The organism is uncultured Pseudoxanthomonas sp. (assembly GCF_947498795.1).
In the GTDB taxonomy this organism is placed as follows: domain Bacteria; phylum Pseudomonadota; class Gammaproteobacteria; order Xanthomonadales; family Xanthomonadaceae; genus Pseudoxanthomonas_A.
The window spans coordinates 849107-865409 of record NZ_CANMLQ010000001.1; the positions used below are offsets into that span (position 1 = coordinate 849107).

Consider the following 16303-nt stretch of genomic DNA (forward strand, 5'->3'; position numbering starts at 1 on the left):
CCTTGGATCGGGAAGCCGAGCCGCCGTCCGTGCGATAATCGCCCGTTATTCCTGACGACGGCACAGGCCGCCGCCCCCCATGTCCTCCGATTCCATGCGGAATATCCGCAACTTCTCCATCATCGCGCACGTCGACCACGGCAAGTCGACCCTGGCCGATCGCATCATCCAGCTCTGCGGCGGCCTCGAGGCCCGCGAGATGGAAGCGCAGGTGCTCGACTCCAATCCCATCGAGCGCGAGCGCGGCATCACCATCAAGGCCCAGTCCGTGTCCCTGCCGTACAAGGCGAAGGACGGGCTGGTCTACCAGCTCAATTTCATCGACACTCCCGGCCACGTCGACTTCTCGTACGAAGTCAGCCGCTCGCTGGCCGCCTGCGAAGGCGCGTTGCTGGTGGTGGACGCCGCCCAGGGCGTGGAAGCCCAGTCGGTCGCCAACTGCTATACCGCGGTGGAGCAGGGGCTGGAAGTGGTGCCGGTGCTCAACAAGATCGACCTGCCGACCGCCGACATCGAGCGTGCCAAGCGGGAAATCGAGGCGGTCATCGGCATCGACGCGGACGATGCCGTCGCCGTCAGCGCCAAGACCGGCCTCAATGTCGACCTGGTGCTGGAAGCCATCGTCCAGCGCATCCCGCCGCCTCAGCCGCGCGACACCGACAAGCTGCAGGCGCTGATCATCGACTCGTGGTTCGACAACTACCTGGGCGTGGTCTCGCTGGTGCGGGTGATGCAGGGCGAGATCGGGCCGAAGAGCAAGATCCTGGTGATGTCCACCGGCCGCACCCACGAGGTGGACAAGGTCGGCGTGTTCACGCCCAAGCGCAAGGAGCTGAAGAAGCTCGGCGCGGGCGAGGTGGGCTGGATCACCGCGTCGATCAAGGACGTGCACGGTGCGCCGGTCGGCGACACCCTGACGCTGGCCGGTGATCCCGCGCCGGGTCCGCTGCCCGGTTTCCAGGAAATGCAGCCGCGCGTGTTCGCCGGCCTGTTCCCGGTCAATGCCGAGGACTACCCGGCGCTGCGCGAGGCGCTAGAGAAGCTGCGCCTGAACGATGCCGCGCTGCGCTTCGAACCGGAAAGCTCCGAGGCCATGGGGTTCGGCTTCCGCTGCGGCTTCCTCGGCATGCTGCACATGGAGATCGTGCAGGAGCGGCTGGAGCGCGAGTACGACCTTGACCTGATCAGCACCGCCCCGACCGTGGTGTATGAAGTCCTCAGGACCGATGGCACGGTGCTGTCGCTGGACAATCCGGCGAAACTGCCGCAGTCCAACCTGATCGACGAGGTGCGCGAGCCCATCATCCGCGCCAACATCCTGACGCCCGAAGCCTACATCGGCGCGATCATCAAGCTGTGCGAAGAAAAGCGCGGGGCGCAGATCGGCATCCAGTACCTCGCCAGCCAGGTGCAGATCAGCTACGAGTTGCCGATGGCCGAAGTGGTGCTGGATTTCTTCGACAAGCTGAAGTCGGTCAGCCGCGGCTACGCCTCGCTGGATTACTCGTTCCTGCGCTTCCAGCCCGGCCCGTTCGTGCGCCTGGATACGCTGATCAACGGCGACAAGGTCGATGCGCTCAGCCTGATCGTGCACCGCAGCCACGCCGATCGGCGCGGTCGCGAGCTGTGCGAGAAGATGAAGGACCTGATCCCGCGGCAGATGTTCGACGTGGCCATCCAGGCCGCCGTCGGCTCGCAGATCATCGCGCGCAGCACGGTCAAGGCCATGCGCAAGAACGTGCTGGCCAAGTGCTATGGTGGCGACATCACCCGCAAGAAGAAGCTCCTCGAGAAGCAGAAAGAGGGCAAGAAGCGGATGAAGCAGGTGGGCCGCGTGGAGATTCCGCAGGAAGCCTTCCTGGCGGTGCTGCAGGTGGATAGCAAGTAGCGTCTTCCTTCTCCCGCGGGAGAAGGTGGCGCGTAGCGCCGGATGAGGGTACGGCGAAGTCCGCGAAGCTGTGAGCGCGAGGACTTCGACTTAGCCTCACCCCAACCCCTCTCCCGGCGGGAGAGGGGCCATTCAACGGAGTGTGTATGGTCTGGTTCGAAACGATCCTCGTGGTATTGACGCTGCTGACCGGCGTGGTGTGGCTGGCCGACAAGCTTTTCCTGGCCAAGCGGCGCCAGGCCAGGGGAGGGCTGCTGGACGAGGAGCCCGTGCTGGTCGACTACTCGCGCGCGTTCTTCCCGGTACTGGCCGTGGTGCTGGTGCTGCGCAGCTTCATCGCCGAGCCCTACAAGATCCCGTCCAGCTCGATGATGCCGAACCTGCTGATCGGCGATTTCATCCTGGTCAACAAGTTTTCCTACGGCCTGCGCCTGCCGATCACCAACCAGAAGGTCGTGGCCCTCGGCGAGCCGGCGCGCGGCGACGTGGTGGTCTTCAAGCCGCCGCACGACCCGAAGAACAACTGGATCAAGCGCGTCATCGGCCTGCCGGGCGACAGGATCGGGTTCCATGGCGATACCGTCTCGATCAACGGCCAGCCCCTCGCGTACCAGAAGCTGGGCGACTACGTGGGCAAGGGCAGCGGTGCAGGCGAAACGGGGGCTTCGCTGCTGAAGGAGGAGCTGCCGGGGCGCCCGCACACCGTGCTGGAATGGCTGGGCAGCGCCCGTCCCGAAGGCCAGGGCGAGTGGGTGGTCCCGCCGGGGCACTACTTTGTCATGGGCGACAATCGTGATAATAGCGAGGACAGCCGGTTCTGGACCCAGACCCACTTCCTGCCGGAAGAGAACCTGCGGGGCAAGGCGTTCCTGGTCTGGCTGAACTGCGAGGGCTGGGTCTGCAAGAATGGCTTCGATGCCTCGCGCATCGGCAATGGCATCGAGTAAGCAACCAACGCTAACGGGGATCGACGGGGGAATGACGATGAAGCGCAATCAGAATGGCATGACGTTGTTGAGCTTTGTGATCGTACTGGCTGTGGTCGGTTTCGCCGCCTATATCGCCATGCGCCTGTTTCCGATGTACCAGGAATATTACGCCGTCAAGTCCTCACTGAAGGGACTTTCAAACGAGCCGGGGGTTGCCGACATGGATCCTGCCCGTATCCAGGAGTTGTTCTTCAGGCGTCTGGACATCAACTACTCCGACAACGTCAAACCCTCCCATGTGAAGATCGAGCGTATGGAGGGGGGTTGGAACATGAAGGTCAGCTACGAGGTGCGTCGGCCGCTGGTGGGCAATCTGGACGTGGTCGGTAACTTCAACACCGAGCAGGCCATGACCAATCGCGGCGCGGACTAAGGGCTTGGCGGTTGATCGCATCGGTCATGCCTTCACCGATCAGGGCCTGCTTGCGCAGGCCCTGACGCATCGAAGTGCGGGGGCGCCGCACAACGAACGCCTGGAATTCCTGGGCGACAGCATCGTCAATTTCCTCGTCGCCGAAACGCTTTTCCAGCGTTGGCCCAAGGCGGACGAGGGCGCGCTGACGCGCGCACGCGCCGAACTTGTGCGCGAAGGCGCGCTGGCGGCCATCGCGCGCGAGCTCCAGCTGGGCGAGCGCCTGACGATGGGGCCCGGCGAAATGAAGTCGGGTGGCCATCGCCGGGATTCGATCCTGGCCGATGCGCTGGAAGCCGTCGTCGCGGCCATTTACCTGGACAGCAGCTTCGAAACCTGCCGCACCGTGGTGCTGCCGTGGTTCGAGGCGTCGCTGGCCGCACTCCCCGTCGGTCGCCCGGAAAAGGATGCCAAGACCCGCCTGCAGGAATGGCTGCAGGGGCGCCAGCGTCCGCTGCCGGTGTACGAACTGGTGTCCGAAAGCGGCGACGATCACGCCAAACTCTTCCTCGCGCGCTGTACCACGCTCGACCCGCCGCTTGCCGCGGACGGCGAGGGGACCTCGCGCCGCAATGCAGAACAGGTCGCCGCGGCGGCGCTGCTCGAGAAGCTCGACATTTCGAAATGAGTACGTCAGGTGAGTAAATCCTCCTCTTACCGCAGCGGCAGCGTCGCCGTCATCGGTCGCCCCAACGTCGGCAAGTCCACCCTGACGAATGCGCTGGTGGGCGCCAAGGTCAGCATCACGTCCAACCGGCCGCAGACAACGCGGCATCGCCTGCTGGGCATCGCGACCTTCGCTGCGGGCAAGGACCGTCCCGCCGGCCAGATCGTGCTGGTGGATACGCCCGGCCTGCACAGGCAGCAAGGCAAGTTCTCGGCGTCGGCGATGAGCCGGGTGATGAACCGCGCCGCGCGCGGTGCGCTGGAAGAGGTCGATGCCGCCCTGATGGTGGTCGAGGCCGGCCGCTGGGACGAGGAAGATACGCTGGCCTACAACGTCCTGCGCGACGCCGGCATTCCCGTGGTGCTGGTGGTCAACAAGGTCGACCGGATCAAGGAGAAGGCGGCGCTGCTGCCGTTCCTCGCCGAGGTCGGGCAGGGCCGCGAATTCGCGGCGCTGCATCCGGTGTCGGCGTTGAAGCGGAATGGCCTGGACGCCTTGGTGAAGGACGTGCTGGCACTGCTGCCGGAGCAGCCGCCGATGTTCGGCGAGGACGAGATCACCGACCGCAGCGAACGCTTCCTCGCCGCCGAACTCGTACGCGAGCAGCTGATGCGCCAGCTCGGCGCCGAACTGCCGTATGCCACCACCGTCGAAATCGAGAATTTCACCACCGAGGCGTCGCCGAAGGGCGACCTGGCGCGCATCGGCGCGGTGATCTGGGTGGAACGCGAAAGCCAGAAGGCCATCGTGATCGGCAAGGGTGGGGCGCGCCTGAAGGACATCGGCAGCAAGGCGCGCCAGCAGATGGAGCACCTGTTCGGCCGCAAGGTCTTCCTGGAAACCTGGGTACGCGTGCGCGAAGGCTGGTCCGACGACGAGACCGCGCTGAAGGCCTTCGGGTACGAGTGAACCTCCGGCGACACCCGGCTCCATGCGCCTGAGCGACACCGCCTTCGTCCTGCACGCGCGTCCCTGGCGCGAAACCAGCCTGCTGGTCGAGGTCTTCGGTCGCGACCACGGGCGCCTGGGCCTGATCGCTCGTGGAGTACAGGGCCCGAAGAAGCACGTGGTGCGCGCGGCACTGCAGCCCCTGCAATTGATCCGTCTGGAGGGCGATCAGCGTGGCGAACTGGCCAGGCTGGTCAGTGCGGAAGCGCTCGATGCCGCCCCGCAGCCTGCCGGCGACGCGATGCTGGCCGCGTTCTACCTCAATGAAGTGGTGCTGCGCCTCGCGCCTCGCCATGATCCCTTGCCCGACCTGTTCGACGCCTACGCCCGCACGCGCGAGCAGTTGCGCCAGCGCGACGGGCTGGCGTGGTCGCTGCGGCGCTTCGAGCGCGACCTGATCGAAGCGCTGGGCTTCGGCTTCGCCCTGGATTGCGATGGCGATGGCGAACCGGTCGACCCCGCCGCACGCTACCGGCTTGATCCGGAGCATGGCCCGCGCCGCCTGCACAGCGATCGCGGGCACCACGAGCGAAGCCAGACGGCCACCGGTCGGGCGTTGCTGGCGCTGGCCGATGATGTCGCGCCGCCCCCCGACGACCTGGCCAGCCTGCGGCTGCCGATGCGATCGGTACTGGCGCACCACCTGGGGCCGCGCGGGCTGAAGTCGTGGGAGATGATCGGCGATCTGGGGCGGCTGAAGCGCGCCGAGCGCACGAGCGACTGACGCCGTCAGGACCCGGTCGCCAACAGGCGATCGGTGGCGGCGACGAACGCGTCGCGCAGGCCTTCGTCGCCGGGGGCCGCATGCCAGCGCGATGCGACGCCCGACAGCGCCGTGGCGCCGGCGAAGCCGCAACTGGCCTGCAGCCTGTGCAAGTGCGCGCACAACGCGGCGCGGTCGCCACGTCCGAAGGCATCCAGGCAGGACGACCGGGTGGCGGGCAGTTCGGACAGGAACAGCTGCCTCAGCAGGGCCACATGGGCATGGTTGCCACCGAGCGCGCCGAGCGCCGCGGTATCGTCCCAGTCCGGCGATGCAGCGCCTCCTCGCGGATCCAGCGCAGCGCGAACGGCGTCCCGCAGCGCCTGCGCGGCCAACGGCTTCGTCAGGACGTCGGCGAAGCCTGCCTGAAGCAACCGGTCGCGCATGGCGGGCGTCGTATCGGCCGTATGCGACAGCGCGACCGCGGACGCGTCGCGCATGCGCAGGTGCTGCAGCAATACCGTGCCGGTACCGTCCGGCAGGTTGGCATCGATGAGCCAGACATGGAACGCGTCTTCGAAGGCCAGCGCCTCCGCGCAGCTGCCGGCGACGCGCACGTGGGCGGGCAGCGCTTCGAGTGCCGCCGACAGGAAGAGGGCGCTGACGGGATCGTCTTCCACCAGCAGTATCGACGGCATCGTGCCGGGGAGGGCGGGCATGGTCGGGCTTCCTGCGGGACTGGCCCATCTTAGCGTCGGCGGACGCTGCCGATGGCCATGCGACAATGCGGCCCCGCCAAACACACGCAGCCTGACGCCACGTGGCACGACCCCGCTCCCCCCGCATCGACAAGACCCCTTTCGAAGCCCTCATCACCGACCTGACCCACGACGGCCGCGGTGTCGCCCGTCGCGAGGGGAAGGCCGTCTTCGTGTCCGGCGCCCTGCCCGGCGAGCGCGTGATGGCCGAGCAGACCGCCAAGAACCGCCACTTCGACGAAGCGAAGGCGCTCCAGGTGCTCGACGCCTCGCCCGACCGCGTGACGCCGCGCTGCCCGCACTTCGGCACGTGCGGCGGCTGCGTATTGCAGCACCTGGATGAAGCGCGCCAGATCGAAGCCAAGCAGCGCGTGCTGCTGGAGAACCTGGAACGCATCGGGCACGTGGCACCCAAGACCGTGCTGCCGCCCCTGACCGGCGCCAACTGGGGTTACCGGCGCAAGGGGCGGTTCTCGGTACGCCGGGTCAACAAGAAGGACAAGACGCTGGTCGGTTTTCGCGAACAGGATCCCCGCTTTGTCGCCGACCTGCGCGAATGCCACACCGTCATTCCCGAGATCGGGGGCAAGGTCGCCGATCTCGCCACGCTGGTCGAAAGCCTGGACGCGCGCGAACACATCCCGCAGATCGAGTTCATCGCCGGCGATGCCAGCGAAGGCGCCAGTGGCGTCGCCCTCGTGTTCCGCCACCTGCAGCCCCTGAGCGACGGCGACCGCGAGAAACTCGTCGCCTTCGCACGCGCGCACCGCTTCGCCATTTTCCTGCAGCCCGGCGGGCTGGAGAGCGTGCATGCGCTGTGGCCCGAGGCGCCGCAGCTGGCGTTCGCGCTGGCGCCGTGGGACGTGTCGCTGGCATTCCGTCCGCTGGACTTCATCCAGGTCAACGCGGCGCTCAACGAGAAGATGATCGCGCGTACGTTCGACCTGCTCGATCCGCAGCCGCAGGACCGCGTGCTGGACCTGTTCTGCGGGCTCGGCAACTTCACGCTGCCGATGGCGCGCCGGGTGGGCGAAGCGGTCGGCGTCGAAGGCGATGCCGGGCTGGTGGCGCGTGCGCGCGAGAATGCACAGCGCAATGGCCTGGCGAATGCGCAGTTCCATGCCGCCGACCTGACCCAGGACCAGCGCGGCACGGCCTGGATGCGGCAGGGTTTCGACAAGCTGCTGCTGGACCCGCCGCGTTCCGGCGCCATCGAGGTGCTGCAGCAGCTGCCGCTGAAGCAGTTCGACCGTATCGTGTACGTCAGCTGCCATCCTGGCTCGCTGGCGCGCGATGCCGGCTACCTGGTCAACGAGCAGGGTTATGCGCTGGTGTCGGCGGGTGCCATGGACATGTTCCCCCACACGGCGCACGTCGAGTCGATCGCCTTGTTCGAGCGGCGCTGATGGGCATCGAGATCGAGCGCAAGTTCCTGGTCGCGAGCGATGCCTGGCGCGAGGCCGCGCATGACGTCGTGCCGATGGCGCAGGGCTATCTCAACGACAGCGGCGCGATCGAACGCGGCGAACAGCAGGCGTCGGTGCGGGTGCGCATCCAGGGGGGCGGAGCCTACCTCAACCTCAAGTCGCGCGAACTCGGCCCAACCCGGCAGGAGTTCGATTACGCCATTCCGGTGGAAGATGCCCGTGCGCTGCTCGCGTTGTGCGTGGGCGGACGGATCGAGAAGCATCGACACCTGGTGCGGCATGCCGGACATCTCTGGGAAGTGGATGAATTCCTCGGCGACAACGCCGGCCTGGTGGTGGCGGAGATCGAGCTGGGCCACGCCGACGAGGCCTTCGAGCGGCCCGGCTGGCTGGGCGCCGAGGTCACCGACGATCCGCGCTATTACAACCTCGCGCTGGCCAGCTACCCGTATGGGCGCTGGCCGCGCGAGTGAGTCCGCCGTTGCCGCATCCATCGGCGGCGCGCCCACGTACGAGCGGTGACACGCCACCGTCCCGACCATGCGCCGCAAATCCGACCTGCCCAGCAAGCCCTGCCGCACGTGCGGTCGTCCCTTCACCTGGCGGCGCAAGTGGCGCGAAATCTGGGACGAAGTCGCCCACTGTTCTGAGCGCTGCCGGCGACAGCGCAAGGCGCGTGCATGATGCCGCCCGGGCAGGACACGTCGCCGGCCCATACGCTGAGGCTGGTGCTCCGCGACCAGTTGGATCCGCAGCACTTCTGGTTTTCCCGCCTCGATCCGGGCGTGGTCCATGTGCTGATGGAGATCCGGCAGGAAACTGACTACGTGCTGCATCACGCGCAGAAGATCCTTGCGATCTTCGCCGCCATGCGCGCATTCGCCGCGCGCCTGCGCGCCGCTGGCCACCGCGTGCACTACGTGGCGATCGACGATCCCGGCAATCACCAGCACCTGACCCGCAACCTGGATGCGCTGCTCGCGCGCCATGGCGCCAGCACCTTCGCCTATCAGCCCGCGGACGAGTGGCGTCTGGATGCCCAGCTCCTGGCGTGGACGGCGTCGCTCGATCTGGCCGTCGAACGCGCACTCGATGTCCACTTCCTGGCCGCCCGGGACGAGGCCGCCCGGCAGTTCGGAGCGCGACGGCAGTGGCGCATGGAGACCTTCTATCGCGCCATGCGGCGACAGCATCACGTGCTGCTGGAGCCCGACGGCACGCCCGCCGGAGGACGCTGGAATTTCGACCACGACAACCGCGCGGCCTGGCCGGGCACGCCTGCCGAACCCGCGGACTGGCGCCGGCCGCACGACCATCGCGGGCTGTGGGCGACCATCGAGGCGGCCGGCATCGCCAGCTTCGGCGAGCCGCAGGCCCGTGCGTTGAGGTGGCCCCTCGATCGCGACGAGGCGCTGGCCGACCTGGAGGCATTCGTCGTCCACGCGCTGCCGTGGTTCGGCCAGTACCAGGATGCCATGAGCACGCGGGCGCCGCGGCTGTTCCATTCGCTGCTGTCCTTTGCGCTGAATACCAAGATGCTGCGACCGGCCGAGGTGATCGCGCGTGCGGAAGAGGCCTGGCGCGAGGGGCACGCACCGCTGGCGTCCGTCGAGGGCTTCATCCGCCAGATCCTGGGATGGCGCGAGTACGTGCGCGGCGTCTACTGGGCCAGGATGCCGGACTATGCGGCAATGAACCACTTCGGCCACGACACGCCACTGCCGGACTGGTTCTGGACCGGGCGCGTGCGCATGCGATGCCTGGCCGAGGCCGTGGGCCAGTCGCTGTCGCAGGCGCATGCGCACCATATCCAGCGATTGATGGTGATCGGCAATTTCTCGCTGCTGGCAGGGCTGGACCCGCAGGCGTTGCACCGCTGGTACCTGGGCGTCTACATCGATGCCTTCGAATGGGTGGAGCTGCCCAATACGCTGGGCATGAGCCAGTTCGGCGATGGCGGCCTGCTGGCCAGCAAGCCGTACGTCGGCGGCAGCGCGTACCTGGATCGCATGAGCGACTATTGCCGGGGTTGCCCGTACGACCGTCGGCAGCGTACCGGCGCACGTGCCTGTCCGTTCAATGCGCTGTACTGGGATTTCCTGGAGCGCAACCGCGCCTCGCTGGCACGCAACCCGCGCATGGCGTTGCCCTATCGCCAGTGGGCGCGGATGGACACGGTGACCCGTGAAGCACTGTCCGCGCACGCACGCCACGTGCGCGGCGCGCTGGCATCGCTCTGAGGCGACGCGGCCGCCGTGTGAACGGCGCGGTCTGACGGCTGCACGGGCATCTGCGACAATGCAGGCCCCGCGCCCCCGGGCGCCGCCCATGAGGCTTCCACCGCAATGCTCGTCATCGGCATCGCCGGCACCGAACTCACCGCGCAGGAGCGCGACTGGCTGCAGCACGACGCCGTCGCCGGCGTCATCCTGTTCACCCGCAACTTCGCCTCGCGCGCACAGGTGGCGGAACTGTCGCAGGCCATCCGCGCCGCCGCGCCGCGTCCGCAACTGGTCTGCGTGGACCAGGAAGGCGGCCGCGTGCAGCGCTTCCGCGAGGGTTACAGCGACCTGCCCGCGCTGGAAGGCTTCGGCAAGCTCTACGCGCAGGATCCGTCGCTCGCCCTGCAGCGGGCGGAGGAACACGCCTGGCTGATGGCCAGCGAGATCATCGCCAGCGGCGTCGACCTGAGCTTCGCGCCGGTCGTGGACCTGGCGCGCGGCAATCGCGCCATCGGCAACCGCGCGTTCGATGCCGATCCGCAGGTCGTGGCCGAGTTCACCTGCGCCTACGTGCGCGGCATGCACAGCGCCGGCATGGCCGCCACGCTGAAGCATTTCCCGGGCCATGGCACGGTGCTGGAAGATACCCACTTCGACGATGCCGTCGATCCGCGCCCGCTGGACGTGCTGCGGGCCGAGGACCTCGTGCCCTTCGTCGCCGGCATCGAGGCCAAGGCCGATGCGGTGATGATGGGGCACGTGAAGTATCCCGCCGTCGCCCCGGAACCGGCCGGCTATTCGCCGTTCTGGATCCAGCAGGTGCTGCGCGAAGAGATGGGTTTCCGGGGCGTGGTGTTCTCCGACGACATCGGCATGGCCGCGGCGTTCTCCGCCGGTGGCGTGAAGCAGCGCATCCACGACCACCTCGATGCCGGCTGCGACGTGGTGCTGGTCTGCTCGCCGAAGCTGGTCGACGAATCGCTGAAGGCGGTGGAAGGCCGCGCGCTGAACACCGCCGCCGTCCTCGGCGTGCTGGGGCGCGGTGCGCTGGGATGGGACGGGCTGATCGCGGATGACCGCTACGGCCAGACGCAATCGCGCGTCATCGACAGTCTGAAGGGAGTGGCTTGATGGAAACGCTGGGCAATCCGCGGCCGAAGCTGGTCGACGCGCTGGCCAACGCCGACCTGTTGGTCGACCGCGCGACGATCGACCGCGCCATCGCGCAGATGGCCGCGCCGATCGCGCGCGACTACGCCGGCGAAGTGCCGGTCTACCTGACCATCATGCATGGTGCGCTGCCGTTCGCCGGCCAGCTGTCGCTGGAACTGGGTGCGTTGGGGCTGGACCTGGAATTCGATTACCTGCATGCCACCCGCTACCGCGGCGAGACCACCGGTGGCGAACTGGTGTGGAAGCACCGCCCGGCGACGGCGCTGTATGGCCGCCGCGTGCTGCTGGTCGACGACATCCTCGACGAGGGCCACACGCTGCTTGCCGTGAAGCAGTGGTGCCTGGAGCAGGGCGCCACCGACGTGCGCATCGCCGCGCTGACCACCAAGCAGCATGACCGCTGCGTGGCGGGCATCTGCGCGGACTACGTGGGGCTGGAGGTGGCGGACCGGTATGTGTTCGGGTTCGGCATGGACTACCACGAGCAGGGCCGCAACCTGCCGGGCATCTACGCATTGAAGGACTGAGCCATGGGCGACATCGCGCTCGCCGTCATCGGCGGTACCGGCGTCTACAAGCTGGCGGACCTGCAGGACGTGCAGGCCCATGACCTCGACACGCGCTTCGGCGCGCCGTCCGGTCCGGTCCGTGTCGGGCTGCTGGACGGCCAGCGTGTGGCCTTCCTCGCGCGCCATGGCGAGGGTCATTCGGTGCCGCCGCACAAGATCAACTACCGCGCGAACCTGCAGGCGCTGAAGGACCTCGGCGCGACGCGCGTGCTGGCGTTGAACACCGTGGGCGGCATCACCGATGCCTGCGGTCCGCGCGTGCTGGCATGCCCGGACCAGCTGATCGACTACACCTGGGGTCGTGTCTCGACCGTTTGCGAGGAGCCCGGGACGGACGTGCTGCATGTGGACTTCGGTGATCCGTACACGCATTTACTTCGTCAGCAGATCCTGGCGGCCGCGCATGAGGCGGGTGTCGCCCTGGTCGATGGCGGTTGCTACGGCGCTACCCAGGGGCCGCGCCTGGAGACGCGTGCGGAGATCCGTCGGATGCGTCGCGACGGATGCGACCTGGTCGGCATGACGGGCATGCCGGAAGCAGGCCTGGCACGGGAAATGGGCCTGGAATACGCCTGCCTCGCGATCGTCGCGAACTGGGCCGCCGGCTGCGGCACCGATGAAGAGATCACGATGGAGGAGGTGCTGGCGAACGTCGCCGCCGCCTCTGCCGGCATCCCCGCCCTGGTGGCCGCGTTGGCGCGAGGGTGATTGTCAACGCGCGCCGGGCTTTGCATACTCGGCGGGTGTGACGTCATGCCACACATTCCACCCGCATCCAGATAAAGGAAATACAAGCGCTATGCCGTACGGTACCGTGAAATGGTTCAACGATGCCAAGGGCTTCGGATTCATCGCGCCAGAAGATGGCAGCGCCGATGTCTTTGCGCACCACACCGCCATCAACAGCAAGGGCTTCCGCAGCCTGCAGGAAGGCCAGCGCGTCAGTTACGAGCTGACCCAGGGCCCGAAGGGCGCACAGGCATCCAACATCACGCCGGCAGCCTGATCCAAGACGATTTTCTTGAACCCCGCTCCGGCGGGGTTTTTTAACGCCTGTCGTTTCCGCTGCACCGGTTCGCCGCACGACCAAGGGACGCTTCGCGCCATGGATGCCCAGCACATCGCGATCATCGGCTACGGCACCGCGGGCCAGGCCGCAGCCGTGCTGCTGTCGCGTGACGGACACCGGGTGGAGGTGTTCGAGCGCGCACCGGAACTGGGGCCGGTCGGCGCCGGTTTCCTGCTGCAGCCCACCGGACTGCAGGTGCTGTGGGAACTGGGGTTGCTGCAGGACGTGATGGCGCACGGCCGACGGGTGAACCGCCTGTACGGTGAGACGCCCTGCGGTCGCGCGGTGATGGACATGCGCTACGCCGGGCTGGATGCCCGGCTGTTCGGCCTGGGCATGCAACGTGGCGCGTTGTTCTCGCTACTGTCGGAGGCCTGGGCGGCGCACGGTGAGGTGCATCGGGGCCACGCCATCGAAGCGGTCGGTGACGATACCCGCCGCATCCGCGACCAGCACGGCCGCTGGCATGGTCCGTTCGATCTGGTGATCGCGGCGGACGGATCGGCGTCGAAGCTGCGCGGCGCCACCGGTGCGGTGAAGCGCGAAGCAGTCTACCCCTGGGGCGCACTGTGGCGGCTGGTGCCGCAAGGCGACTGGGCCTGGGGCGATGAGCTTCGGCAGCGTTACGTGGCGGCACGCAAGATGATCGGCCTGCTGCCGGTAGGCACGCGGCCCGGTGACGACACGCCGCGGCTGAGCTTCTTCTGGAGCCTGCCCATCGCCGATTTCGATGACTGGCGCACGCGTGGACTGCCCGCCTGGCGCGACGAGATCGCTCAGCTGTGGCCCGAGGCGGACGCGCGCCTCGCCGACACCCTCGATCCCGACCAGTTGGCGCGCGCCAGCTATCGCGACATCACCCTGGGCCGGTGGCACCGCGACCGGCTCGTCGTCGTGGGCGATGCGGCCCACGGGATGAGTCCGCAGCTCGGGCAGGGCGTCAACATGGCCTTGATGGATGCGATGGCGTTGCGCGACGCGCTGCGCACGCACACCGGTGTTCCCGCCGCGCTGCACGCCTACCAGCGGCAGCGGCAGGCGCATGTCGGGGTCTATCAGTTCTGGAGCCGCTGGCTGACCCCGATCTTCCAGTCCGACCGCGACTGGGTAGCGCACGCGCGTGACGTCGCCTTCCTGCCGGCCGGTCGACTGCCTGGCGGGCGGGGACACATGCTGCGGGTGTTGAGCGGCACGCAGCACGGATTCTTCGGCACGTTGAAGCTGAAGGCGGATTTCCTGCGTGCACTCGGCGACGTGGCGCCATCGGTCTAGGCAGGACGGCGGCGGCCCGCCTGCCGGCCGCGCCACGCGGTGATTTGCGCGAGAATCGGACGCGTCAGCAGGAGCCGGTGATGGACGAGTCCCCCTTCGAAACGCATCGTGTCGACAACCAGCCGCCGCCGTTCGAGCCGCGCGACCTGTGGAAGGACGACGTGGTGCTGCGTGAGGCCGCGGTACGCGAAGGAGGTGGGGCGTTCGCTGCGCGGCTTGCCGGCTACGGCGCACTCGCGGGCGACGAGCTGTATCGGCTCGGGTTCGACGCGAACCGCGACCGGCCGCGCCTGCGCACGCATGACCGTTCGGGCCGTCGCATCGACCTGGTCGAGTTCCATCCCGCCTATCACCGGTTGATGGACGTGGCGAAGACGCACGGTGTCGCCGGGCTGTCGTGGCACGCGCCGGCCCCCGGCGCGCATGTCGCGCGCGCTGCACTCAGCTATCTGCACCATCAGGCGGAGGCGGGCACCAGCTGTCCCCTGACGATGACCCACGCCGCCGTGCCCGTGCTGGCGCGCGAAAGCCGCCTTAGCGAATGGGCAACGAAGGCCGCCGCACCCCATTACGACCCGCGCGATGTGCCCATCGTCGACAAGGCCGGCATCACCCTCGGCATGGGGATGACGGAGAAGCAGGGCGGCTCGGACGTGCGCACGAACGCCACCGTCGCCACCCTGCAGGGGGACGACACGTATGCGCTTGTCGGCCACAAGTGGTTCTTCTCGGCTCCGATGTCCGACGGTTTCCTGGTGCTTGCGCAGGCGCCGGGGGGCTTGACCTGTTTCCTGATGCCTCGCCGCCGCGACGACGGCAGCAAGAACGCCTTCAGGCTGATGCGCCTGAAGGACAAGCTGGGCGACTGGGCCAACGCGTCCAGCGAGGTGGAATTCACGGGTGCGCGAGCGTGGCGCGTGGGCGAGGAGGGGCGAGGTGTCGCCACGATCATCGAGATGGTGATGCTGACGCGCCTGGATTGCATGGTGGGGTCGGCCGCGGAAATGCGCATGGCGCTGGCGCAGGCCCTGCACCATGCGCGTCATCGCATCGCATTCGGCAGGCCGCTGGCCGACCATGCCGTGATGAGCAACGTGTTGGCCGACCTCGCGCTGGAATCCGAGGCTGCCACGGCATTCTCGCTGCGCGTCGCACGTGCGGTGGATGCCGCTGCGCACGACGCGCACGAAGCGGCCTTTGCGCGCCTCGCTACCGCAGTGGGCAAGTACTGGGTCTGCAAACGCGCGCCCGGCGTCGTCAACGAGGCGCAGGAGTGCCTGGGCGGTGCAGGGTACGTGGAGGAGTCGATCCTGCCGCGGCTATATCGACAGGCGCCGCTCAACTCGATCTGGGAGGGTAGCGGCAACATCCAGTGCCTGGACGTTTTGCGTGCCTTGGCACGTGATGCCGGCGTGTCCGATGCGGTCACCCGCGAACTGGCGTCCGCCGGCGGCATCGACCCGGCCTACGACGTCTTCGTCGAGCGACTGCGCACCGGTCTGGCGTCCATGCAGGAGGCGGGCGCACGGATGCTCGTCGAGCGGCTGGCGCTCGCGCTGCAGGCCGCCGTGCTGCTGCGGACCGGCAGCCCGGCGGCACCGCTGTTCGTCCGCAGCCGCCTCGGTGGCGAGCATGGCGCGGTATTCGGCACGCTGCCCGCCGACGTCGATGCGGCCGCACTCCTCGCACGGGCATTGCCGGCATGAGTCGCTGGCTGCTCATCCTGCTGTCGTCGTTCGGGATGACAGCGCAGGCGCATGAAGCCGGGACATCACCGCCCGCCCTGGTGCCTGCCGCGCAGCGGGCAGACGCGATCCGTGTCTACAAGGCGCAGCGGCGCCTCGACCTGCTGCGCGCCGGCCACGTCATCGCCCGCTATCGGATCGTGCTGGGCGGCGCGCCGGTCGGGCACAAGCGGCAACAAGGGGACCAGCGGACGCCCGAAGGCGATTACCGCATCACCTACCGCAACGAGCGCAGCCGCTTCCACCTGTCGCTGCGCATCTCCTATCCGGACCACGCCGACCGACAGCAGGCAGAGGCCCGCGGCGTCGATCCCGGCGGCGACATCATGATCCACGGCGCGACGCCACCCGGTTCGCGGGTGGACTGGACGGAAGGCTGCATTGCCGTGACCGATGAAGAGATGGACGCCATCTGGCAGCGGGTGCCGGTCGGTACGCCGATCCGCATCCTGCCCTGAGAT

General features: G+C 68.0%; 18 protein-coding genes. 17 read left to right on the forward strand and 1 reads right to left on the reverse strand.

All coding sequences use genetic code 11. From position 1 onward, the window contains the following. Positions 1-79: 79 nt before the first annotated feature. The 6 genes from lepA (at position 80) to recO (ending at position 5628) form a co-directional block, all read left to right on the forward strand. Positions 80-1888, forward strand: a complete 1809-nt coding sequence (gene lepA, locus Q0907_RS04205; protein WP_299341837.1) for a translation elongation factor 4 — start codon at positions 80-82, stop codon at positions 1886-1888. Positions 1889-2034: 146 nt separating this feature from the next. Further along, positions 2035-2835: a signal peptidase I gene (gene lepB, locus Q0907_RS04210; RefSeq protein ID WP_299341845.1), complete on the forward strand. Its 801-nt coding sequence runs from the start codon at positions 2035-2037 to the stop codon at positions 2833-2835. Between the two features lie 37 nt (positions 2836-2872). After that, entirely contained in the window at positions 2873-3250 is a 378-nt protein-coding gene (locus Q0907_RS04215) for a DUF4845 domain-containing protein (protein ID WP_299341848.1), read from the forward strand. Continuing rightward, positions 3234-3917 (forward strand): ribonuclease III, encoded by a 684-nt coding sequence (gene rnc, locus Q0907_RS04220; protein ID WP_299342619.1) that lies wholly within the window; start codon positions 3234-3236, stop codon positions 3915-3917. The genes Q0907_RS04215 and rnc overlap by 17 nt, the downstream gene beginning before the upstream one ends. Before the next feature lie 9 nt (positions 3918-3926). Further along, on the forward strand, positions 3927-4865 hold the full coding sequence (gene era, locus Q0907_RS04225) for a GTPase Era (protein WP_296280153.1): 939 nt from the start codon (positions 3927-3929) through the stop codon (positions 4863-4865). Between the two features lie 22 nt (positions 4866-4887). Continuing rightward, positions 4888-5628, forward strand: coding sequence for a DNA repair protein RecO (recO, locus tag Q0907_RS04230; RefSeq protein WP_296280154.1), 741 nt, complete (start codon positions 4888-4890; stop codon positions 5626-5628). Positions 5629-5633: 5 nt separating this feature from the next. On the opposite strand, the gene Q0907_RS04235 is transcribed toward recO, so the two are convergent. Then, positions 5634-6326 carry a response regulator gene (locus Q0907_RS04235; protein WP_299341853.1) on the reverse strand — a complete coding sequence of 231 codons (693 nt, stop codon included), beginning with the start codon at positions 6324-6326 and terminating at the stop codon, positions 5634-5636. A 101-nt stretch (positions 6327-6427) separates the two neighbouring features. Between Q0907_RS04235 and rlmD the strand changes: the two genes are divergently transcribed. The 11 genes from rlmD (at position 6428) to Q0907_RS04290 (ending at position 16300) form a co-directional block, all read left to right on the forward strand. Further along, positions 6428-7771 carry a 23S rRNA (uracil(1939)-C(5))-methyltransferase RlmD gene (gene rlmD / locus Q0907_RS04240; protein WP_299341879.1) on the forward strand — a complete coding sequence of 448 codons (1344 nt, stop codon included), beginning with the start codon at positions 6428-6430 and terminating at the stop codon, positions 7769-7771. After that, positions 7771-8265, forward strand: coding sequence for a CYTH domain-containing protein (locus Q0907_RS04245; protein ID WP_299341882.1), 495 nt, complete (start codon positions 7771-7773; stop codon positions 8263-8265). The genes rlmD and Q0907_RS04245 overlap by 1 nt, the downstream gene beginning before the upstream one ends. 67 nt (positions 8266-8332) lie before the next feature. Then, entirely contained in the window at positions 8333-8476 is a 144-nt protein-coding gene (locus Q0907_RS04250) for a DUF2256 domain-containing protein (protein WP_296280158.1), read from the forward strand. Next, positions 8473-10032: a cryptochrome/photolyase family protein gene (locus tag Q0907_RS04255; protein WP_299341885.1), complete on the forward strand. Its 1560-nt coding sequence runs from the start codon at positions 8473-8475 to the stop codon at positions 10030-10032. The genes Q0907_RS04250 and Q0907_RS04255 overlap by 4 nt, the downstream gene beginning before the upstream one ends. A gap of 105 nt (positions 10033-10137) precedes the next feature. Next, entirely contained in the window at positions 10138-11145 is a 1008-nt protein-coding gene (nagZ, locus tag Q0907_RS04260; RefSeq protein ID WP_299341888.1) for a beta-N-acetylhexosaminidase, read from the forward strand. Next, complete coding sequence (locus tag Q0907_RS04265; protein WP_296280161.1) at positions 11145-11714, forward strand: hypoxanthine-guanine phosphoribosyltransferase; 570 nt, start codon at positions 11145-11147, stop codon at positions 11712-11714. Before nagZ ends, Q0907_RS04265 begins: the two co-directional genes overlap by 1 nt. A 3-nt stretch (positions 11715-11717) precedes the next feature. After that, positions 11718-12464 carry an S-methyl-5'-thioinosine phosphorylase gene (locus Q0907_RS04270; protein WP_296280162.1) on the forward strand — a complete coding sequence of 249 codons (747 nt, stop codon included), beginning with the start codon at positions 11718-11720 and terminating at the stop codon, positions 12462-12464. Between the two features lie 91 nt (positions 12465-12555). Further along, positions 12556-12762 (forward strand): cold-shock protein, encoded by a 207-nt coding sequence (locus Q0907_RS04275; protein ID WP_055942196.1) that lies wholly within the window; start codon positions 12556-12558, stop codon positions 12760-12762. A 99-nt stretch (positions 12763-12861) separates the two neighbouring features. Further along, on the forward strand, positions 12862-14097 hold the full coding sequence (locus Q0907_RS04280; RefSeq protein WP_299341892.1) for an NAD(P)/FAD-dependent oxidoreductase: 1236 nt from the start codon (positions 12862-12864) through the stop codon (positions 14095-14097). An 80-nt stretch (positions 14098-14177) separates the two neighbouring features. Beyond that, entirely contained in the window at positions 14178-15803 is a 1626-nt protein-coding gene (locus Q0907_RS04285) for an acyl-CoA dehydrogenase family protein (RefSeq protein ID WP_299341899.1), read from the forward strand. Next, a complete protein-coding gene (locus Q0907_RS04290) occupies positions 15800-16300 on the forward strand; it encodes a L,D-transpeptidase family protein (RefSeq protein WP_296280165.1) in 501 nt (166 codons plus the stop codon). The genes Q0907_RS04285 and Q0907_RS04290 overlap by 4 nt, the downstream gene beginning before the upstream one ends. Positions 16301-16303: the final 3 nt, after the last annotated feature.